We start from the raw sequence: 23,087 nt of genomic DNA, 5'->3' as shown, positions 1-23,087 counted from the left end.
ATTTATGAAAGAACTGGCTACTTCCGCTCACAACAACTTGAAAACGAGATCTAAGGTCTCACAGAACTGAACGTGCTTGGAGTAGTAAAAGAGAGAGGATTATCAATGTAGTCGAAGTCCATAGCTTCACCGTATATACTAACCTTAATTCTCTCTTTTGTTCTTTCTGATTATTACATCAATTTAATGAGAATCAAACTTAAGTTGTGTATAAGCAATAGCGGGTTCAGTGCTATTTTTGAAACGTAAAACTTTAATTCAAAGGTCGGTGCTATTTGACAGTTTAGTGGGTTAAAATCCGCTACTGCTCATACACGAAACCGTTAGGCACAATTTAAAAACTGAATAGATAAATTAAGACATCAAAATAAATGGAACAAATAAAAGAAAAGGAATTAACTTGGAATGAGTTTATGAACGTTGAAATGAGAGTAGGAACCATTATTTCTGCCGAGCAATTTAAAGAAGTAAGAAACCCAGCTTACAAAATGGTTATAGATTTTGGTGAATTTGGTACTAAAAAAACTTCTGCACAGATAACCAAACTTTATGATACTGAAAAATTAATAGGAAAACAAATAATTGCAGTACTTAACTTTCCCCCTAAACAAATTGCAAATATAATGAGTGAATGTTTAGTTTTGGGAGGAGTCGGCGGAAACAAGGAAGTTACCTTAATCGAACCTGAAAGAAAGATTGAAAATGGAACACGCATTGGATAACAATCAAAAATATAACGAAATCACGAAAAGAGTAGCTCTGACAACAGGGTCAACTTCTGGAATAGAATTAGCTATTGGACTTACTACATTTGACTGGAGTATGAGATAGGAGCATGTTGACTGTTTGAATTAACTTTGAATACATATCAAAACCAATAAGAGAGTACACAACGGAGTTCAAGCAAAAGAAAATACGACGCCATTTAGATTACATAAACAACAAACTAGAGCAGTACAATAAAGCGCTTGAACAGTGTGAGAATGAAAATGAAAAAAGTGTAATAAGGAGGATATTGATAAACATCAAGGTCGCAGAAGTGCATATGAAAAGCTAAATGCCTAGTTGAAAACCTCTGGAAAACTACAAATATCCACTTCACATCCTGACAGCTAGCATTTAATTATACAAACAATAATGCTCCCACATTTAGACGATAACGAAATACCCGAATTTGGAAAAAACAACCTTTTTTACATAATAATTTGAATACCAACGAATACAACTACTTACTTCCATCAGGTTCTATTCATGCGCTCGCTCCTCACTTGCTACAATCAACAACTTATATATACAGTATATCATAACTAATCAAGGGTAATTATTTACGGTACAACAATTCGCATAAGTTAATAACCGAACGTTTGGTAAAATACTTTTCAATTTATACATTTGCAATATGAGACCACAAAAAATAGAAGAAGAAGAAATGCTTAATCGCTTTGCAAAATTATTTAAAAGCAAAGGATATGAAGGAACAAGTTTGGCTGAATTAGCAGAAGTTACTGGGTTAAAAAAAGCAAGCTTATATCATAGGTTTCCCAAAGGTAAACAAGAAATGGCACAAGCTGTATTGTTAAATATTAATAATTGGGTAGAGAAAAATATTTTTAACACATTAACTAATCAATCTTTACCTGCTGAAGAAAGACTTAAAAACGGATTGTTGTCCATTCAACAACTTTATAATAATGGTAATAGTTCGTGTTTATTACAGGCCTTTTCTACACAATCAAGATTAGAGATAATTAATCAACTCATACACGAATCTATGTCACATTGGGTGGATACTTTTACAAGTGTTGGTATCGCATTTGATTTAACCCAAGCAGTAGCAAAAGAAAAAGCAATTCAAGTACTTATTGATATTCAAGGTAGTCTTATCGTTTCGAAAGGCTTTAATAACCCCAATATTTTTATGAATACCTTAAAAAACATTGAAACAATCTATACAAAAAATTAAAAAAATTTACCCTAGTATTTTAACGAACGTTCGGTTGTTTACCACTGTTTTGAAACTATAATATCAATTGATATGAAAAAAACCAAATGGATTCTCATAATGTGTATAGCATTATGTATTGGCTGTACAAATAATACATTCGAACAAAAAAAGAACATAAAATCTGAAACTAAAATGAATCAAATTAAATTCAGAAAAACAATAGTTGATGGCGTGTCAATTGCTTATAGAGAAGTTGGAGACCTAAGTAAACCAACAATTTTATTGTTACACGGTTACCCATCATCATCACATCAATACAGAAAAGTGCTTAATCAACTTGGTGATGAATTTCACTTAATAGCTCCAGATTATCCAGGATTTGGTAATAGTGATTTTCCTTCTCCTGAAACATATGAATATACCTTTGATAATTTGGCTCACACAATGCAATCATTTATTGAATTAAAAAGCTTAGACTCTTATGCCATAATGATGCAGGATTATGGAGCTCCTATCGGTTTCAGAATTGCAACTGCAAATCCAGAAAAGGTAACCGCAATTATTACTCAAAACGGGAACGCTTATGAAGAAGGTATTGGGGAAGCTTGGGCAGGAATTAAAGAATTTTGGAAAAACCGAAATGATAGTACCGAAAAAGCTTTGTTACCGGCATTTACACTAGAAGGTTTAAAATGGCAATATACTCACGGTACTAGAAATCCTGAAAACATTAATCCCGATACGTGGCATTTAGATTATATAAGAATGTCACGTCCTAATGCACACAAAGTAAATTTAGATTTATGGTACGACTATCAAAATAATTTAAAATTATACCCTAAATGGCAACAGTATTTAAGAGATAACCAGCCGCCATTATTAGTTGTTTGGGGAAAAAATGATGAGTACTTTCCAGAAAGCGGTGCAGAAGCATTTAAGAAAGATGTAAAAAAAATAGATTATAATATTTATGATACTGGGCATTTTGCTCTTGAAGAAAATGGTGATGAGATTATATCCAAAATACGATATTTTATGAATGCTCAGTAATCCTTCAGCACGATTAAAGCAAATCAATATTTTCTACTACTTGACAAATTCCAAGAAAAATGAAATGGCAATTTTTAGTAATATGGACGAATTAATAAACTATCTACTTGAATTTGGTCAACTAAATCAACGACAAATTGACCTAATAAAGAGAAAAGTTGAAATAGCAACGCTCGATAAAGGTGAATACTTTTCCGAAGCAGGAAAAATACCGAGACAAGTTGCATTCGTAGTAGAAGGTATTTTTAGAGGTTGTTATTATAACAACAAAGGAGAAGAAATAACACGTTGTTTTATTCAAGAAAACAGTATCATGTGCGATTACGTGAATTTTGAGGCGAATACCGTTTCATCAGATTATATACAAGCTTGTACCGACTGTACGCTTATTGTTTTTTCAAGACAAAATTGGGAAGAACTTTCACAAATTATTGTGGAGTGGGATGCTATAAAGAGTAAGATGGTTCAAATTTGTATGTATCAAAAATCCAGAAAAAATCCTGTAATTTCCCAAGATGCTACGACACGTTATTTGAAATTTATAGAAAACTATCCTTCATTAGTTAATCGTATACCTCTATCATATATTTCATCTTATTTAGGAGTAACACAACAATCGTTAAGCCGAATTCGAAAAAATATAAGCTAAAAATACTTTTTATCATTTGGTAAATCAAATCTTTTTAAATCGACAGAATTTTGCTTCATCATTAAAAAAGAAACAAAATGAAGAAAGTATTAATTACAGGAGCCAACAAAGGTATTGGTTTTGCTACAGCTAAATTATTATTACAAAAAGGGTATTACGTTTATATCGGGAGTAGAAGCAACCAAAATGGTGCTTCGGCTGTTGATAAGCTGAAAGCGGAAGATTTAACCAATGTTGAAGATATTCAAATAGATGTAACAGATGACAATTCAGTCAAAACAGCTCGTGAAGAAATTGGTAGAAAAACCGATATTTTGGATGTTTTAATAAACAATGCTGGTGTTAATGGAGGAAATGAACCATACACCGCCTTAGAAGCCAAACCAGAAGAGTTTCAAGCTGCATTTGATGTAAATGTTATAGGAACATCAAGAGTTACCAACGCATTTATCAAGTTACTTAAAAAGTCCGAAGAACCAAGAATAGTAAATTTAAGTACAAGTGTCGGTTCTCTAGCCTTTCAAAGTGACCCAAACTGGCCCGCTTGCAACTATGCTAAATATGCCGTTTATGCAGCTTCTAAAGCCGCTTTAAATATGTACACGATTCATTTAGCTCACGAATTACGTGATACAAATTTTAAAATAAATGCCGTTTGTCCGGGATTAACTGCTACAGATTTCACTTTCGGAAATGGAGGAGAAGTGGAAACAGCAGCTAGAAGAGTTGTCAAATATGCAACAATTGACCAAAACGGTTCAACAGGAAAATTCTTTAGTGAAGAAACAAATCCTGAAACAGAGGAAATTGCTTGGTAATAATAAAGAGGAAAACAACGAACCGCTGACAATGTATAAAAAAAGCATAGGGCTTTTGTGCTTGACCAAAGCTATTGTGTTTATTTACAAAGTCCACTAAAAATGAAATTTGGCTTTTAAAAAAATGCAAAACACTTATTTTTAACTAAGTAATAAACCGAAAAAAATTGCTTATCCACTGCCCTACGTTTCTTATACTAATCGTTATGGGCAATTAAAAAACGACACTAAAAATTTAAAACAAACAACAATGACAGAAGTATTTATTACAAACATTGAAAATCAAAATCAAGCGGACAAAGCTGTAAAATCAATTCTCAGCAACTACTCAGATTTAAAAATAAACACCGACTTGAATGAGAATGAAACAGCATTGAGTTTTCCTTGTGGACATACTATTTTGAGAATTGAAGGAGACAACTTTAATTCTGACGAAATAATCACTTCACTAAATAGATTAGGACTTAAATGCCATATTTTAGAAGATAAAATCTGTGTATAATGGCTGAATTTTGGGAAGAAGCATTTAAAGACAAAAAAGAAATGTGGGGATCATCACCTGCAAAATCTACTATTTTGACAAATGACTTCTTTGTTGAAAAGAATATACAGAACATTCTAATTCCAGGAATTGGCTATGGTCGGAATGCTAAAATTTTCAGAGATAATGGAATTTCTGTAACGGGAATTGAAATCTCACAAACCGCTATTGATTTAGCACACGAACATTTTGGTAATGATGTAATAATTCATCACGGTTCAGTAACTGAAATGCCTTTTGACAACAAATTATTTGATGGAATATTTTGTTATGGATTAATTTACTTATTAGACCAAGAAGAAAGAAAAAAACTTATCCAAGACTGTTTTAACCAATTATCAGAAAACGGACATATGGTTTTTACAGCTATCACAAAAGATGCTCAAACTTTCGGACAAGGAACACAGATAAGTACAGACCGTTATGAAATGTTTGGTGGTGTTAAAATTTTCTTCTACGATAAAGAAACAATAGAGAAAGAATTTGGTCGATTTGGATTATTTGAAATTACCGAAGTCATTGAGGACTACCCTTTTTATTTAATTAAGTGTACGAAAAAAGAATAAAAAGCGATAACAATGTATTTAAAATAGGTGAAATCGCAGTAAGTTCAAGGCTTTCGGCTCGTATCAAACTTTGTGCTTAACCGCAAATTTTTGTGTTTCGAAATCACCTACTTTTCATATACTATCCGTTGCCCACAATATGGAAGAAGTGAATACCAAGAAGTTTATAGATAATATTAAGACTACAATAGAATCAAACGAATTTTATGAAAGAGCAGACTACCTTGGCCACAACAACTTGAAAACGAAATCTAAGGTCTCACAAAACTGAACGTGATCGGAGCAGTAAAAGAGAGGGGATTATCATTGTTTTCGAAGTCCAAAGCTTCACCGTATATACTAACCTTAATTCTCTCTTTTGTTCTTTCTGATTTATACTATCAATTTAAAGAGAATCAAACTTAAGCTGTATAAAATTAATTGCCTGGTTTTAGACTACTTACGAAAGTCCTCGCGGACTTTCTATCTGTGATTTATTTGCTAACTTTAGCGCTTAAACACGCAACGAAATCATACACAAAACCGTGGCAAACATTTTGACTCGTCCTTAACCAAGTTGCTACTTGCTGCGCAATTCCCGTCCCTTGGACATCCGTCCCAACGCCCTGCTAAACCAAATTGCCAAAACGGTCGGGACAGGAAGCCCTTCGGCCCCACTATTGAAAACAGTAAAAACCCGTACCAACAATACCTAAAAGCAGTTTGGAAACGTTCTTAATGTCTTTCAAATTATTTGTAAAAAATTCACCTAATTTAAAATCCCGAACGTCACTGCGTTTAGCAGGGCGTTGGGTGTAATTTGAGCAAAATCGATAATTTGGAGTTTTTACCAATTTTAGGTAATTTTAATAAAAAATTAAAAAAATGAAAAATACATCAATATCACTCGGGAATTATTTTGACCAGTTTGTACAATCTCAAGTTTCTGCTGGGAGATACAAAAACGTTAGTGAAGTTATCAGAGCTGGACTCAGAATGTTGGAAAATGAAGAAAGTAAAGCAATTGCATTGCGAAATGCAATACAAGAAGGATTGAACAGTCCAATAGTTGAGGATTTTGATTTTGATGAAAATCTGAAAAGACTAAAAGCTGAAAAAAGAAAGAATGGCTAACGTTATACTGAGACAAAAAGCTATTGATGACTTAAATAGTATTTGGGATTACACTTTCGAAAAATGGTCTGAAAAGCAAGCTGATAAATATTATGCAACAGTTAAAATGGCTTGTAATGGAATTGGAGATAATCCCGATATTGGAACAGAATATTACGGAATAAACAAAAACTTACTAGGACTAAAATCTGGAAAGCATATAATATTTTATCAGCAAATGTCAAATGATAGAATTGAAATAATCAGAATTCTACACGAGAGAATGGATTTAAAAAATAGAATAATCGAATAAAAAAACTACACCCAACAAAGACGGCTATAGTTCATTACGGCTGAATGATACTCGCGTACCATTCCGTAACGAAACCATAGCCAAATCCGTTGGCAACAAGCTCCATACAGAGATTCCGTTAAAATGCATGAAAAACATTTTCACATATCGCAAACTATAGATGTGTTTGTATTATGAATTTAAGAACGGCTACAGAAATAGGTAAATGCTTATCGAATCAAACCAGAGTGCAGATCATGGAGTGATTGAAAAAACCTGAAACGAACTTTCCTCCACATGAAACATTGAAGCATTTTAATGATGGCGTTTGTGTTACCTATATTCAAGAAAAAGCAGGTCTATCCCAGTCTACTATCTCGACGTATATAAATAACATGGAAAAATGTGGATTATTAATTTCAACAAGACACGGAAAATGGTCCTACTTAAAGAGAAATGAGGATATAATCCAAGAGTATATAAAATATTGCACTCGATTCCCTTGCGGATAATCAAAATCAAAACACTGGCCAAAGTTTACCTTATAATGATTTTCTATTGTTACGTTCAAATTTTATAAGTTTGTATAATGTCTGAACAAAAGAACATACAAACTCTTAAGTCCCTTAGTATCGATCATGATAGTCCTGTACCCTTACATCTTCAAGTTGAGAAGATATTAAGGGATATGATCAATGACCCGGAATACCAAAATGGTAAATTCCTACCTAAAGAAGTTGACCTGTCCAAACGACTTGGAATTTCAAGAAATACAATTCGGCAAGCCACTAATAGATTGGTCCAAGAAAAATTATTGATAAGGAAAAAAGGGGTAGGTACCAAAGTGGCCAAAAAACAGGTCGAGACCAAACTTTCCAATTGGGTCAGTTTTAGCCAAGAAATGCACGCCCAAGGTATTGACTTCAGAAATTATGAAATCAAGGTATCCCAAATAAAAGCGGACACGGATATTTCAGAGCAGTTAGAGGTAAAGGAGGGACATGAGCTTTTTAAACTGGAGCGACTACGGGGTTTGGACAATGGTCCTTTTGTGTATTTTATAAGTTATTTTCATCCAAGAATTGGTATTACCGGCAATGAGGATTTTGAACGTCACCTCTACGATATCCTTGAGCATGAATACCATACCATACCTGTTCTATCCAGAGAGCAGATAAGTGCTATTCTGGCCAATAAATTCCTTGCGGTAAAATTGGGGGTTCCAGTGAACTCTGCCATTCTTCAAAGAAAACGGGTAGTTTACGACCCTGGAAACAGACCTATAGAATACAATATAGGTTATTACAGGGCCGATCAATTTACTTACAGTATAGATATTAAACGATAGCTTACCGTTCCAATGGAATTTCCAGAAACCTTGGTCGGTATAGATTGGGGTCTTTTAAAATGTCCGTCCAAAAATCGAAAGAATTCACATTGTAACTAGCTAAAAGTGTTCCCGGTTTAGATAGATGGGGATAAGCTTTGGCATTATAGGTAAAATAGGTTTCATTAGATTTGTTTTCCGTTGTCCTATAAACTATTTCGGGTTCACCGAACGGCCCAACGAGAGACTCTCCAATTTGTATGGCAACTTCTGGCCCCATGGTAAACCGTTGGTAGGTCAATACAATTCTGCCATCCGATGTAGGGGATACACTCATTTCATTGGATACATCCCTAGCTATTATGGTGGCGTCTCCCATTTCTGGAACCCAATCTTGCCCGTTCCAGAACCTCCACTGATCAAACTTTACATAGTTTTTTGGCTGTACCCTGGCCACCAACAGGCCTTTGGTACCTTCTTGGTTTGACACGGCATAGGTATAAACATAGCCATCTGAATCAGGAGCTCCTGCAGACCTAGTGTTCACATAAATGGCGCTTCCAAATGAAGTCTGGGTCTCCGAATCAAAAAATGGGGTCTCCAGTTGGGCATGATCTAAATACGGTGGTTTACTACCCTTCGGAATTTGTAATAGGTTTACCCCTACTTGTTGAAAATTAAAGCCTCCTATACCTGTAGTATCTTTTTCCCGAACAGGATAGGCAAAAATATACAGGTTATCATCTCCTTCGGTATTTACAAACCCATCCCCTAACCAATAATAATCATCTGTTTCGGAGTTGGGCGTATTTGGATTAAAAAGGGCTTTGTCCTTTGGATCTTCACCTTCTTTCCAATGGAAAGAAATTTGACTTTTATTTGGTGTCTTACCTTGCAAAATCCCAACGGAGTTATTTATCATTTGAAAATCTTCCGGCACTAAAGTTTTACCATCATGATGCCCGATCATAGTATCCCCGAAAGTGAAAAGTGTGATTGTACTATCTGTTGCCGTTACAAATTCTTTACCATCCATAGGAATCCCAAAAATTCCGTCTCCACCGAACCATCCTTCATTTTTAATAAAGAGTTGGCTCCATTCTGATGAAACATTGGCACCGATAGCCTCCGTATTCCCATTATTTTCTTCGGCCGGTTTCTTCTTTGTCTCATCTTTACAGCTTGTGCCGGCCAAGACAATTGATAATGCTCCTGCGGTAATTAAATACTTATTTATCCAGTTTTTCATATACTTTTTTTAGGTCCGTTGCCCGTTACTTATATTTTACTTTTATAAATCGAGGATGATATATACTCGCATCCTTTTGAATATCTTCCCAAAAATTTAGGGTTATTGTGTTATAACTGATCAACAGTTCTCCCGGTTTTGATAAATGATAATGCGCTTTTGCATTGTAAGGGAAAAGTCCTTTTTCCTTATATTCAGGACAGGTGTACACTTCATGGATTTGACCAAATGGACCTACAGGACTGGTCCCCACACGGATACCTACCTTATCGGACAGGCCCAGAACCGTAAAAGTGAGCAAGAAATTACCGTCCTCTGTTGGTGTTACACTAAGCTCATTGGAAATTGCATTGGTTATTTCCACAACTTCCTCCTTTTGCACAACCCATGTTTTACCGTTCCAGAATCGCCATTCATTAATATTCTCAATAATTTCTGGTCGTACCCGTGCGGCTATCAAGGATTTTTTCCTTTCCATGATACCGTAGATGTAAACATATCCATCTGGGTTTGGTGCATTGGCTTCTTTAGTGTTCACAAAAAGTCCGCTACCAAAATACACACGTCCTTCTGTTGGGTGCACAAACCCTAAATCGGTCGTAATTTGAGTCGATGTTGAGATTCCTTCTTTAGTAGGGTCTTCAACTTTTAACAATGCTACATTGGTCTGCTCAAAATCAAAAACATTTGGTCCAGTTTTATGCACATGATAGGCAAATACATAAAGTGCGTTGTTTTTTTGGTGATTTATAAACCCATCCCCCAACCAAAAATATTCATTGTCTCGAGCATTTTTATTTTTCGGAACAAAATACGATGTTGGTTTTCCATCACTATCCAAATTATACTCAAAATCGATGGCCGATTTCTTTGGTTCCAATCCCTTCATCCATGCGGTGGTATTGTTCACCATTACATTACCAGGTTTTGGCACATTGTTTATTACTTCTCCAATGTAAGTGTCACTAAAAATAAAGAGGGTCTCCTTATCTGTATCTCCTTGATTTTCTATTCCGTCCAACGGTATGGTAAATATTCCATCGGCACCAAACCAACCTTTGGTTCGTACCATTAATGCCGTCCACTCAGGGGCAGGCGATGCCTGAAACTCATATGAACTGGTATTCTCTGCCGACTCCTCTTGTGAACAAATGTTATTGATGGTCAACAATAGTGCTATTAGAAAGCTTCCTATTTTATATTTAAAATGCATGCGGATCGTATTGATATGTATTCTTGGAAGTGCTCAACTCAAAATTGTCTGTTCGAAAAGGAAAGGCGGGCAGTCCTTCTGTATTTATTAGATCTAATGGCCCGGGATTGTCCGACCAAGCATATCTTACATACTTTGGATCATTGCCATTCTCATGGTACACCTTTACCGTATTGGTATCGACCAATTCGGCTTTGGCCCATTTAAACTCACCATTCTCGCCAGCTATGGCAAAGCCTCTTAAATATCCAAACTTATCCTTGCTAGTCAATTTACTTCCATAGGTATCAAACTGAATTAAAATAGATGATTTAGTTAGGCTATGGGACTTATAAACTGGGCCTTTTTTAAGTTCTTCACCGTAATTGTAATGCTTGGCCAATAATGCCAACCTTTTTGCTACTTCTTTTTTATTGTAGGGATGAATATCATTGGCATCTCCAATATCGATGGTGGTAACAATATCCACATTTTTCAAAATTGAAGCTTTCATTTGGGATTCGCGTAACTCGGCCCAGTTACTGTTTGCAGGTATTTTATCCTCTTGCTTATAGTTGGCCAATTGTACCACCAGAAATGGCATTTCGGGCTGGTTCCATTTTTCTCGCCAATCTTTGATCATTGCAGGCAACAAGTCGGCATATTCCACAGCTCTAGCTTCATTGGCTTCGCCTTGGTACCAAATTACCCCGGTGATCGGCAACTTATGCAAGGGAGCTATACTGGCATTGTACAGGAGCATAGGATGCGAAAAAGGGCTTCCGTTGCCTACTTCCGGCTTAGGGAAATTACTACTATCTATACTTATCCCTTTTTTATATTTCCAAGTACCGTTCAGAACGGGATTTCCCCAAAAAGCATTGGTATAAATCCCTCCTTTGCCACCAATATCAAAGACCCGTACCGTAAGTAGGTTACCTTCTTCCAGAAGAATTTCCTTGGGTGCAGTATAGTTTCTAAAATTACTTTTTCCAAAAGATTCACCAATTTGGACACCATTTACCCATACCCTATCATAATCATCAATTTGGTTGAGAACAATATTAAAATCATTCTTTAATTGGTCGGTATCCAAATCAAAAGTACGCTTGAACCACATACTACCATCGTGAGAGGCATATCCAAATTCACTAAAAAATGCAGGCAGGGTGCATTGCTCCCAATCCGAATAGTCATAACCTTGTTCGTACCATTTTTCATCCAATCCAGGTCCTTTTAAATAATATTTGCTATCCCATTTTTTTCGGGTTTTATTAAACTCCTTTTCTATAGTTTCATAGCTTTTATTGATTTTGGATATTTTTTCGGTGACCTCATCGAACTGTGGAAAAGTTTTAAGTACATCCATTCCCATCCAAGTTTCTATAGTGGTTGCCCCGAGGTTACTGCTGATCAACCCTATAGGAATGTTCTTATCCTTGACCAAGTCTTTTCCAAAAAAATACCCAACAGCACTGAAATTTCTTGCTGTTTCCTTGTTAACTTCCTGCCAAACCGCATTGGACACCTTCTCCCTTGGAAGATAATCTTGACCTACCCACACTGAGCATAACCTTAGATTTGGAGCGATGTAATCATCATCCGGAGTTTCCTTATAATTTAGCATGTTGGGTGTATATTGCATATTGGATTGCCCCGCACAAAGCCACAGATCTCCCACCAATAAATTATCCAAGACCAGTTTATCTCCCTGCTCTTCTTTAATCTCAAGAATAAAAGGACCTCCGTGGGGCATAGGATCTAAAAGTATTTCCCACCTACCTTTACTATTAGATTTGACCTTATGAGATTGTTCACCAATAGTTACCGTTATATTGGTTTTTGGTTTGGCCTTTCCTGTAATGGGAATATCCACATTACGGGGCAATACCATATTAGATGAAAATACCGGTGGCAATTCAACCTGTCCACATACGAGCAAGGGTATAAACATAAAAGTTGCCCACAATAATTTTAAATGTGTTTTTATCATAGTGCTTTATTTTTTCCAGCCCATTTCAATTTCTTCCAAAGTTTGTCCATTGGTCTCCGGAATCATTTTTAAAGTGAATATCCATAGGAAAATGGCGTTGGCCATAAAAAGCCAGAAGGTGTATGATGGCCCAAGGTCACTTAACAGTACCGGAGTAAACTGTGATATGAGCATAACCCCCACCCATAGTACCATAACGCATATGGACATGGCAACACCACGTACCTTTGTAGGAAAAATTTCTGAAATGATTACCCAAGGAATCGGTCCTAATGATGATGCAAAGCAGGCTACAAATCCCAATATAAAAATGAGCAGCCATGGTCCTTGAAGCGCATTGAAATGATATAACGAACCTATAACCAAAAGACATATAATCATGCCCATTATTCCCCATAGCAACAACTTTTTTCGCCCAACCTTGTCTATATATTTAATGGCAACAAAGGTGAATATAGAGTTTATCACGCCAATCAAAACGGTCTGCATTAAAGCAGAATCCACCCTAAAACCTGCAGATTTTAATATTTCCGGCGCATAGTACATTATGGCATTTATTCCTGTAATCTGTGAAAAAAGCGCAAGTACAACACCTATAATGATCGCGGTTCTAAACCCTTTTTCGAACAATTCTGACAATTTGCCTTTTTCCTGTTTTAAAGCCATTTGAATTTCTTGATGGGTTTTTAGTGCCTTCTCCCGGGTATTCAATTTTTCCAGTATTTGAAGTGCTTTAACATTGTCGCCGTTCTTGGAAAGCCACCTTGGGCTTTCGGGAACAAAAAACAAGGCCACCAAAAACAGTAGTGCAGGTACGGCCTCAGAACCCAACATATACCGCCATCCATATTCAATGTTCCAAGCTTCACCTCCTGATTGTGCCACTAAATAGTTACAGAAGTACACTATAATTATTCCCAACACAATACCCAGTTGGTACAAAGAGACCAAAGAGCCTCTTTTTTCTGCTGGAGAAATCTCTGAAATATACAATGGTGAAAGCATGGAAGCCGCACCTACTCCTACTCCTCCAATGATTCTTGCGACGATCAAAAGCGTGAAATTTGGTGCCAACAAACACCCGATGGCCGATAAGGCAAATAGCAACGCTGTTATGATCAAGGCTTTTTTACGCCCCATCCTATCCGCTACATATCCAGCTGTCAAAGCTCCAATAACACAGCCTACAATGGCACTGGACACAGCCCATCCTTTTAATGCTGGGGTCAGGGAAAACTTGCTTTCCATAAAACCGATTGCGCCAGAGATCACCGCGGTATCGTACCCGAACAGCAAACCACCTAAAGCTCCAATGGCCGTAATCTTAAAGAGGTAATAGTTTTTATGTGCTTCCATGCTTTGTTCTTGTTTATAGACCCGTTTTACTAATTTCTGGCTTAACGTTGGATTCAACCACTTTGGCAGTTCCCGCACCTAAATTTTTGATGGTATAACTACCTATGGCGGCCGGCACCACAAATGTCTCCGCATAGTGTACATCCATACTCCTTCCATTTGTCGTAACGCTAATCTTGGTACCCTCCACTAAATTAAGGATATGACACTGCCCATTGGTCGATACGGTCATTTCACTATCAAGTTCATATCTATTGATTTCATAAAAGTGCTTGGGATGTGTTGGCAGTTTAATCATTTTCCAGTCATTGCCCGATTGCAACACTTCTGGCTTGGAGATATACTCCGCTTCCACTCTATCACCTTGGCATTCCATATTTAGGTTTTGTACACCACGGGCTATGTTCAAAGGTCTTGGTTTCCCGTCTAAATCCATTCGCATCCAGTCGTACATTTTAAAAGTAAATATGTAAGGGGTGCTGCTAATTTCCAATACCATATTGCCTATACCCGAACAGTGCACCGTACCATTTGGTATTAGGAAAAGATCGTGCTTGTTTGCGTTAAAAGTTTGGACGTAATCCTCAACGTTCATAGGTTTTGCTTTGCTATGACTCTGTTCCAAGGCATTTTGGAATTCTTCTTTTTTAACTCCTTCATTAAATCCCAAATAGACTTTTGCCCCTGGTTCGGCATCGAGAATATAGTATGTTTCATCTTGGGTAAAATTATGTCCAAAATTTTCTCGCATATACGCTACAGTTGGATGACACTGTACGGATAGGTTCTGTCCATTTACAGTATCCAGGTAATCAAACCTAATCGGAAACTCTGTACCAAATACACTTGCTGCCTCACCTAAAATACCTTGATTGTCCTGGAACATTAAAAAGTCAAATGAAACTTCCAGTCTTACCCCATTTTTAGATATCACAATTCCATTTTCTGGGGCGATCAATTCAAAAGACCATGCATAATTTGGAACATCTTGGGCCAATTCCCCAAACCTTTCTTTCATCCAATCGCCACCCCAAATACCCGGAGAAAACCACGGTCTTGGTCTAAAAGCATGCGAGGTCATTTCTTGGAGACCTTCCCTTAAGGTATCACCGGTACACCAGGTGATGTTATTTCCAAACTGCCCATCAATAATAAAATCAATATCCTTTAAAAGTTGTTGTTTGTGTTTATTGAGTACCTGCCAATCTATAAAGTACATTCGCTTGTACTGTTGTTTTTTATCCTCTACCAATACATCACCCAAATTGGCAACTTGCCCAGCTCTGGAACGGAACTGTACTTCGTTCTTTGGTATATCTATATAAACTATAGTTCCATTTTGCCCACTTAAGGCTGCTCCTGGTCCATAAAAAATATTTAACGCTCCTTCCAAACATTGCATTGATTTTACTTTATCTGCATCAAAAAAATCTTCAAGATTCCCTGGGTAAAGTTTTCCAAAAACTGGGTCGTCCCCGCCCAAAAAGGGTTCTACCATTTTTTCAATGCTCTCGACATCCTTATATGCCGAGGCCATATCATAAGTGACATGTTCCACATTCCTTTTTTGAAGGGCAGCGGTAAGTTGCCCCATAAACTCCTCCCAGTAGGCTCCCATATAACCATCTATGAGAATACATCCTTCTTTGGGAAGTTCATCAACAAGGTTTTCAACACCCATGGAAACGGTCCCTGTTGCAATCTCAAAAGAGGGGTAAACCGTATAACCTTCACCTTTTTTAGACTCATCTGCCCGCATTGGCATCACATACTGCTCCGTTTTTCTTTTTGTGTTCAATTTATTCTGTTTAATGGTTAAATGTATAACGGCACCTAATATGGCCGCGTTGGCCGTGCCTTTTGTAATTCGAATACTTGGGGGAATCGTAAAACACGCTTCGAATGCGTTGTTGAACAAGTGATAACTTTTTGAGATACTGCCTCCGATAATAATGGCTTCAGGCTTAAACGAGTCCGAAAGAGAGTTTATGACTTCTCCTAAATACCGTCCGTACCGTTCAAATATATCCTTTGCTTTTATAGAGGTTTCCGCTTGATCGGCTATATGTTTTACATTGTCCACGGACGTGCCAAATACTTTAAAGTAAGTATCCAGAAACCATTGGGTAGAAATCCAATCTTCTACTCTTTTCTCTTTAAAGGGAAGGTTATAAATGTTACCCTCGTCTGGGATATTCTCGTCAATTGTGACTACTTCTCCATCGACCACAAATCCTGAACCGATTCCTGTACCTAAAGTTACCCCTAAAACTTTGCCCGTTTGAAGATTATTGAAATAAGTCTCTCCGAGTACAAAACTATCAGCATCGTTAAGAAAGGCTATCTGTTCAATAGTCTCCAAGGTGTCCTGCAGATGTGCCCACAAAAACAGTTTAAGATTTACCCCATAAAGGGAATCGAACTTATTTAGCCCTCTTATATGTGAAACACCTTGTTCGTAATTGAACGGACCGGGCACGGATACACCAATTCCATTAATCGGTTTTTGGAAATTTTCAAAGGTCTGCCTTATGGATGAAATTAATTGCCTCAATACAGGAAGAGCGGTTAATCCACTATCCACTGGAAAGCGATTCACTGTTTCTGTTAGTAAAGACATCGAATTGGCATTAACAACACCCATGGCAAAATGACTGCCTCCTATATCTATACCAAGATAGTATGTATTTTTATCCTGCATGGAGCCTCTATTCTTTGTTAGTTTTAAATTTTATCTGGGCATTCTTGGGCAAAACAATCTTTTTGGTGGATTGTGATAAATAGCCCGCACCGTAATAGAATTCTATTTTTCTTTTTATTCCGTTTTCTAAAGTGATTATCCCAGATTTCGCATTAGTTGGAATTTCTATTATATTGCCCAACACTCCCTGGGTTTTATGAACCTGAATACTATCTCTGTTGAGTGAGGACACCAAAAATTCTTTGTCTTGCCCCATAACTTTGACCAAGGCCCGGGCATTCCCGTGTATTAAAAACCCAGTGGCCTTATGGTCCATAGGTACAAAGTTCCCTTTGCCATCCCCTTTTAAAACAAGCCCTAGAAAAGCATCGTTCTGCCCATAACCCACTTCGTAATCGTAGAAATTTCCAATGAGGACCGCATCGAGATTGCCATCTTGATCTAAATCAGTGATATTGGTACCCATAACCGGGGCCCATTGAGCTTTCATTGGTAATTCCTTTAATTTGAATTTGCCCTCTCCTAGGTTTTCAACATATAAGCTTTTTAACTGTCTTACTTCCTTCTTAATAGGGTTTTCCTCCATACTGTTCAAAAGAAGGTCCTTGATTTGTACATCGGCATAGGAACGATAGTTTTTATATGTACTTTTAATGGAAACCATTTGTTCCGCCAATAAATCCCTGGATGCCAATGGGTAACTTTTAAAACCACCTTCAGGACTCAAGCTATATTGAGAAATAAGTGGGTCTATCTTTCCATCCCTATCAAAATCGCCTACATATAGCTCCATCGGATATTCTTCTGTTGCACTATAAACACTGTTTGTCCCATGGTTTCCAATGATATAATCCGTATCCCCATCATTATCAAAATCCCCACCATTGATGCTATTCCACCAACCTGTTGAAATGGGCAATTCTATCTTTTCGAAGCTTCCTTTTTTATTTAGATAAATAGTTATCGGCATCCACTTTCCAACAACCATAAGATCGGTCCAGCCATCATTGTTCACATCGGTCCAAAGTGCCGAGGAGACCATGCCCAATTGTTGTTCACCCAACTTCATCAAAGTTACATCGGAGAATTTGCCTTCATTATTTTCCAATACATAGCTTTTGGGAGACACCCCGTAACTTCCGGGAACTACCATTCCCCCAACAAAAAGATCTAGATCCCCATCCTGATCATAGTCCGAAACAACTACACAGCTTCCGCTTGTATTCATATTGGGCAAAGCGTCAACGGACAGGGATAAATTTCCTTGACCATCATTTAAATACATTCTATCCTGATAATACCCCGGTTTCATCAATGAAAACTCCGACCCGCCACTGACCACGTAGAGATCATTATCACCATCATTGTCCGCATCAAACCACAAACTGCCAACATCTTCGTGTTCAGCATCTATTTCCATGGTATTGGAGATAAATTTCCCAGCTATGGTTTGTGTATGAAGTTGACCGGAAAAGCCATGCGAGCCTCCGATGAAAATATCATCCAAACCATCCCCATTTGCATCGGCAACTGCAAGTGAGGGCCCACTAGTAGAGAATTTCTGTGGAATAAGTGGTTCTATATCAAAATCTGAAAATGGAATTTCTTGGTGTTCAAACTGGAGTAACCCATCCACCTTTGCAAAAATTCGCCCCTCTTCTATATCCCTTTTTGGCAAGACTGTTTCGGTAGCATCCGTATATCGAAGTGTTGCAATGGAGTCCATGACTGAATTGCCATAAGATTTTCTCTTTCCATCTGGCCAAACTACCACTAGACTGTCCTTTTTCTTATGCTCTTGAAAAGCAAAGTACAGTGAAGGCGCCACACTGGATTGAAACCCGCGTGTGGTGTAGTTTTCCAAAAATTGAACACTACCATCTGCATAAACCCATACTTTCGCCCCTATCCCATTTGGATTGGCTTGTGGACCTTCAAAATTTAGTTTTAAACCAGCTCGTTTACCATCCCCTTGTTGGTGTGAGTTGTTTTTAAGTATAATGGCTTTTCCATTAATATTATTGGTCGCAATATCCAAATCTCCATCATTGTCCAAGTCTGCGTACACCGCACCATTTGAGAATCCTAGCGACCCTGGTGCCCATTTTAATGATGTATCTTCAAAATTCAGGCCTCCGTTGTTCTTATAGAAGTAGTTTTGGAGTGGAACCTCTGGTAATTTGTTTATACTGGCCAAATATATACTGTCCGCTTCCTCTCGGGTCCTAAATTTGAACTGTTTCCTCCGATATACAATAAAATCCAGATCGGTCATATCTTTCAAGTAGCCCGTGGTAATGAACATATCCTTTAGACCGTCACCATTATAATCTGCCATTAGCCCTCCCCAACTCCAGTCGGTGCTACTTATTCCCATAAGTTGGCCAACCTCACTGAACGGGGCATGCTTGCCATTGTTCAACTGGAAGGTGTTTCTCATATATTGGGGTTGATATCCCAAACTTTTACTGAATTCAAATAAGTTATAATTGGGTTTGTTCAGCATTAGCTTTCTGCGGCGATTATCCGACGGCAACATATCCAATACCAAAATATCGGTAAGGCCATCGTTGTTGATATCCGCAATATCGTTGCCCATGCCATTATGGCTCTGATGGTTGAGATATGCCTTGGCCCGATCTATAAATGTTCCATCACCTTGATTGATATAGAGGATATCATTGGAAATAAAATCGTTGGACACATAGATATCGGGGTACCCATCTTGATTTAGATCGCTTATCCCAACACCAAGGCCAAATCCCTCAATCGTAATACCTGCTTCTTGGGAGACCTCTGTAAACGTTGGATGCCCTAATGACCCCACACCATCGTTTCTGTATAGTTTGTCGGTACTTTCAGATTCACCGTTCAGTTTTCTTGGTACAGGATTGTTCATTCCTGTCATTTGGTGCATATGGTTGAGTAAATACATATCCAGATCACCGTCCAGATCATAATCGAAAAAGGCTGCTTGTGTAGAATAAGCGGGGTCTGCTAAACCATATTCATGGGCCATTTCAACAAAGGTTCCATCCTTTTGGTTAATATAAAGCAGGTTCTTACGTTGGTCAGGATCTAAATGCCCGGATCTGCACACATATATGTCCAACCAACCATCTGTATTAATATCCACCATGCTCACACCAGAAGACCATCCTTCAGACGCCAGACCGGATTCCTTAGTAATATTTTTAAACTTTAACCCACCTTGATTAAGGAACAGTTGATTGGAAACTTGGTTTCCGGTAAAAAATAGATCATCCCATCCATCGTTATCTATATCTCCCACTGCAACACCACCGCCATTGAAATAGTAGATATAGTTAAGGATATTCAAATCATCATCCAAAGGAAGATCATTGGAAAAATGGATTCCGGAAGCTTCGGCAGCAATTGGCTCAAAAAGGTATTCCCCTTGATCTACAGTCTTCTGACAGGAGACCATTAATATCAATAGCGGAAAAGACCAAATTCCAAATGTTACCTTCCTTTTTTTCATTGCTGCCTTCTTCCCTAAGGAAGCTATTCGTCATTTTTACTATTCAATGCCCCAATTGGTATTTGGTTCGGGCCCTAGCTGTAGAATGAGCTCTCCTCCTTTTTGAAATACTTTGTGCGTGAACCAATACTTTTGGAGCGGCCTATTGTTCAATGTCGCCCCTTGGATATAGGTATTCTCCTTGCTGTTGTCCAAAGTTTTGATGGTAAACTCCTCTCCTTCGTAGTACGTTGGATTAAGTTTTATGGTTATCTCATCAAAGATGGGACTCGTAATTTCGTAGGTCGGTGTGATCGAATTGTTCCCTGTTAAGCTAAAAAGCCCCATGGACATCAAGGCACTAACGCCACTCATCTGACCTTGGTCCTCATCATGGCCTCCGTATCCTTGATCTACAGTTGTTGCTCCGTAAGCCTGCTCATTTACCCTTCTCACCCAATATTGTGTGAGCCACGGTTTTTGAACATGGTTAAAAACATGCGCATTGGAACAACCTGGTTGATTGGCATAACTAACGTAGCCATCGGAATAACCAAATACAAAATCTTCGGGAGCGGCCTGCTCAAAGGCAAAATTGAGCTTATCGGCAAGGGCTTCGTTCCCTCCCATAAGCTGCGACAATTTTGATATGCCATGGGAGACCGACCAGGTTCCCTGCCATGCGTTGGACTCTACCCAACCTTGACCAGATAATAAATCTGTGTGTACCCAATTACCCGACTTATCCTTGGGCAATAGTAATTTTGAGTCGGCGTGGAATAATTTGGTCCATCCTTCCGCTCTCTTGGAGAAATAAGCTTGTTCCTTTGTCCTGCCCATTTTTTTTGCCATCTGGGACAGTGACCAATCTTGAAAAGCCCACTCCAATGTTTTGCCAGCATTACCTGGGCAATACCCATTTTCAATGTAAAACTCAAGGGCTTCCGCAGAGTCGCTCATCATGCCTCCGGGCATGTGATTGTTTTTCATGACCTGAAACGCGTGTTTTGGACTTGTTTTGGTCATCAGATCTTTCATGTAGGTACTCACCAGCATATTTGTTGCCGGGTTTCCTGTCATTATATACGAGTATCCACCTGCAATGGCGCCTCTAGGTAGCAACCCACCATTATCTGCATATTGGACCAAGGAGGCCGAAAAATCATCTAAAATCTCGGGCCAAGCCAATCCCCAAACAATGTTCAGGTTCCATTGGGTAAGCCATAGGGCATCAAAATTATACATGTTGAACTTTGCCTTGCCATCCTTATCCTTTGGCAGTGTTCTAACATTTAAATCGGCCTTGGTAAAGTTTCCTTGGCGTTCTCCCTGGGTATAATCTGGATAATCACCACTAACATCATTTAGGATTCTTCTGCCCAATAGGATATGCCATAAGTCGGTATAGAACTTTACGCGTTGTTGCTCTGTTCCGCCCTTCACCGCAATTCTTCCCAGCTGTTCTTCCCAAATTTTGAACGAGTCTTCTTTATAACTGTCAAAATCCCAATGTGGAGCTTCGGTTTGAAGATTTTTACGGGCATTTTCCACGGAGGTGTACGATATGGCAATTTTCATTTGAACTTCTTCTCCTGCCTCAACATCATAATTGGCAGCAATTCCCGTAGTGGGAGCATCCCAATAGCTCTGGGTAATCCCTGCAAAAACGACGGAATCCCTTCGGGTCATGGCATTGGAGCCTTTTACAGAGTTGATATTGTTTAGGTTCTCGTTGTCCTTCCAACCATTCAAGGACTTAAAGGATTTATCAAATTGAATCACAAAAAACACTTTTACCTTTTCCGGACCGCCCCAAAATCTACCTGCTGACTCAAAAGAACCTTCCAACTCATTTTGACTGACCTTGCGAACATCTGCATTGATCATGGTAGAGTTCCCTAAATACCCTCCTAAATTGGTCAAGATACTGGCCTTGTCCGCTTTTGTGTATTTAAATCGATACAGGGTAGTACGTTTGGTACTGGTAAGCTCTGTCCACACATGGTGCTCTTTAAGATATAGGCGTTGATATCCGGGCATGGCTATTTCATCATCATGACTAAAACTGGACTTCCAACCTTGATCACCCAAAGTGGGGTCTATATTTCCCAATGTTGGCATAATCTGTATCCCGGAAAGACACCAACCATGAATCTGTTCGAACCCCAACACCTCTGTAGAGTTATAGTTGTATCCTCCCCCATATTGATTCTTATTTCGAGTTACAGGAGCTGCAGCTACCATTCCCATTGGGTGTGCCCCGGGCGTGAAGAAAAAATAACGTCCCTTGGCGGATTCTATAAACGGGTTTACCCAAAACAAAGGGTTTTCGCTGTCTGTTGGTGATGCGAACACCTCTATTTCGGAAAGTCCTAGGTTAAGTCCTTCTCCATCGTTTACCTCAAAACGCACCCATTCAACAGTTTTAACAGGAAACTCAATTCTTTTAGCATCTCCATTGTTCGGGATGGTGTTTACACGGATAATAGACCCATCACTAAATTTTAGGACGCCGCCTGCTGTATGTTCGTCTAGTCCGGGCCGATCATAAATAACTATGGCATTTATGCTTCGAGCCCTTTCCCACTCCATTTGAAGCCATGGCAACAGATTAGCTCCCCATGCCCTTCGCTCACCTTTAATGGCCCATTCGCCAATACCGTGCATCCTAATGACACCATCGACTAAATTGGCAACTTCACTCCCTTGTAATTCTGAAGAAGCTATTAGTCTGGCTTCATCTGCGATGTTTTCCGATGCATCCAACCTTGAAGTTGTCAGGGCAAGGAAAATTACAAATATTGCTTTTAATCCTTGATAAAACTTTTTGTTCAT

General features: G+C 38.3%; 18 protein-coding genes. 11 read left to right on the top strand and 7 right to left on the bottom strand.

Annotated elements, in window-relative coordinates; all coding sequences use genetic code 11:
• Window positions 1-371: 371 nt before the first annotated feature.
• From MWU56_RS15735 to MWU56_RS15685, 11 genes are all read left to right on the top strand, one after another.
• Entirely contained in the window at window positions 372-722 is a 351-nt protein-coding gene (locus MWU56_RS15735; RefSeq protein ID WP_247046025.1) for a tRNA-binding protein, read from the top strand.
• Between the two features lie 677 nt (window positions 723-1,399).
• Window positions 1,400-1,963 carry a TetR/AcrR family transcriptional regulator gene (locus tag MWU56_RS15730; protein WP_247046023.1) on the top strand — a complete coding sequence of 188 codons (564 nt, stop codon included), beginning with the start codon at window positions 1,400-1,402 and terminating at the stop codon, window positions 1,961-1,963.
• Between the two features lie 72 nt (window positions 1,964-2,035).
• Window positions 2,036-2,995 carry an alpha/beta fold hydrolase gene (locus MWU56_RS15725; RefSeq protein WP_247046021.1) on the top strand — a complete coding sequence of 320 codons (960 nt, stop codon included), beginning with the start codon at window positions 2,036-2,038 and terminating at the stop codon, window positions 2,993-2,995.
• An 82-nt stretch (window positions 2,996-3,077) separates the two neighbouring features.
• Window positions 3,078-3,644 carry a Crp/Fnr family transcriptional regulator gene (locus MWU56_RS15720; protein WP_247046047.1) on the top strand — a complete coding sequence of 189 codons (567 nt, stop codon included), beginning with the start codon at window positions 3,078-3,080 and terminating at the stop codon, window positions 3,642-3,644.
• Window positions 3,645-3,721: 77 nt separating this feature from the next.
• Window positions 3,722-4,462: an SDR family NAD(P)-dependent oxidoreductase gene (locus tag MWU56_RS15715; RefSeq protein WP_247046019.1), complete on the top strand. Its 741-nt coding sequence runs from the start codon at window positions 3,722-3,724 to the stop codon at window positions 4,460-4,462.
• A 250-nt stretch (window positions 4,463-4,712) separates the two neighbouring features.
• A complete protein-coding gene (locus MWU56_RS15710; RefSeq protein WP_247046017.1) occupies window positions 4,713-4,964 on the top strand; it encodes a hypothetical protein in 252 nt (83 codons plus the stop codon).
• Window positions 4,964-5,569, top strand: a complete 606-nt coding sequence (locus tag MWU56_RS15705) for a class I SAM-dependent methyltransferase (protein ID WP_247046015.1) — start codon at window positions 4,964-4,966, stop codon at window positions 5,567-5,569. The genes MWU56_RS15710 and MWU56_RS15705 overlap by 1 nt, the downstream gene beginning before the upstream one ends.
• A gap of 563 nt (window positions 5,570-6,132) precedes the next feature.
• Window positions 6,133-6,264 (top strand): hypothetical protein, encoded by a 132-nt coding sequence (locus tag MWU56_RS16590; protein WP_262917845.1) that lies wholly within the window; start codon window positions 6,133-6,135, stop codon window positions 6,262-6,264.
• 169 nt (window positions 6,265-6,433) lie between these two features.
• Window positions 6,434-6,682 (top strand): type II toxin-antitoxin system ParD family antitoxin, encoded by a 249-nt coding sequence (locus MWU56_RS15700; protein WP_247046012.1) that lies wholly within the window; start codon window positions 6,434-6,436, stop codon window positions 6,680-6,682.
• Window positions 6,675-6,974, top strand: coding sequence for a type II toxin-antitoxin system RelE/ParE family toxin (locus MWU56_RS15695; protein WP_247046011.1), 300 nt, complete (start codon window positions 6,675-6,677; stop codon window positions 6,972-6,974). Before MWU56_RS15700 ends, MWU56_RS15695 begins: the two co-directional genes overlap by 8 nt.
• A 568-nt stretch (window positions 6,975-7,542) precedes the next feature.
• The gene (locus MWU56_RS15685; protein WP_247046007.1) at window positions 7,543-8,301 is read left to right on the top strand and encodes a GntR family transcriptional regulator; all 759 of its coding nucleotides are present in this window, start codon (window positions 7,543-7,545) and stop codon (window positions 8,299-8,301) included.
• Window position 8,302: 1 nt separating this feature from the next.
• Here the strand turns inward: MWU56_RS15685 and MWU56_RS15680 are convergent, their stop codons facing one another.
• From MWU56_RS15680 to MWU56_RS15650, 7 genes are read right to left on the bottom strand one after another with little or no spacing between them, the layout of a single operon-like run.
• Window positions 8,303-9,529, bottom strand: a complete 1,227-nt coding sequence (locus MWU56_RS15680; RefSeq protein ID WP_247046005.1) for a DUF4185 domain-containing protein — start codon at window positions 9,527-9,529, stop codon at window positions 8,303-8,305.
• A gap of 25 nt (window positions 9,530-9,554) precedes the next feature.
• Window positions 9,555-10,742, bottom strand: a complete 1,188-nt coding sequence (locus MWU56_RS15675) for a DUF4185 domain-containing protein (protein WP_247046003.1) — start codon at window positions 10,740-10,742, stop codon at window positions 9,555-9,557.
• Window positions 10,732-12,714 (bottom strand): sialate O-acetylesterase, encoded by a 1,983-nt coding sequence (locus tag MWU56_RS15670; protein WP_247046001.1) that lies wholly within the window; start codon window positions 12,712-12,714, stop codon window positions 10,732-10,734. Before MWU56_RS15670 ends, MWU56_RS15675 begins: the two co-directional genes overlap by 11 nt.
• Before the next feature lie 6 nt (window positions 12,715-12,720).
• Window positions 12,721-14,070 (bottom strand): sugar porter family MFS transporter, encoded by a 1,350-nt coding sequence (locus MWU56_RS15665; protein WP_247045998.1) that lies wholly within the window; start codon window positions 14,068-14,070, stop codon window positions 12,721-12,723.
• 13 nt (window positions 14,071-14,083) lie between these two features.
• Window positions 14,084-16,771 carry an ROK family protein gene (locus MWU56_RS15660; RefSeq protein ID WP_247045996.1) on the bottom strand — a complete coding sequence of 896 codons (2,688 nt, stop codon included), beginning with the start codon at window positions 16,769-16,771 and terminating at the stop codon, window positions 14,084-14,086.
• Between the two features lie 7 nt (window positions 16,772-16,778).
• On the bottom strand, window positions 16,779-20,273 hold the full coding sequence (locus MWU56_RS15655) for a VCBS repeat-containing protein (protein ID WP_247045994.1): 3,495 nt from the start codon (window positions 20,271-20,273) through the stop codon (window positions 16,779-16,781).
• 39 nt (window positions 20,274-20,312) lie between these two features.
• Window positions 20,313-23,087, bottom strand: a complete 2,775-nt coding sequence (locus MWU56_RS15650) for a GH92 family glycosyl hydrolase (RefSeq protein ID WP_247045992.1) — start codon at window positions 23,085-23,087, stop codon at window positions 20,313-20,315.

It is taken from the genome of Allomuricauda sp. F6463D, from assembly GCF_023015965.1.
In the GTDB taxonomy this organism is placed as follows: Bacteria; Bacteroidota; Bacteroidia; order Flavobacteriales; family Flavobacteriaceae; genus Flagellimonas.
Note: the sequence above shows the minus strand (reverse complement) of the source record. Positions and strands in the feature narration are given on the sequence as shown.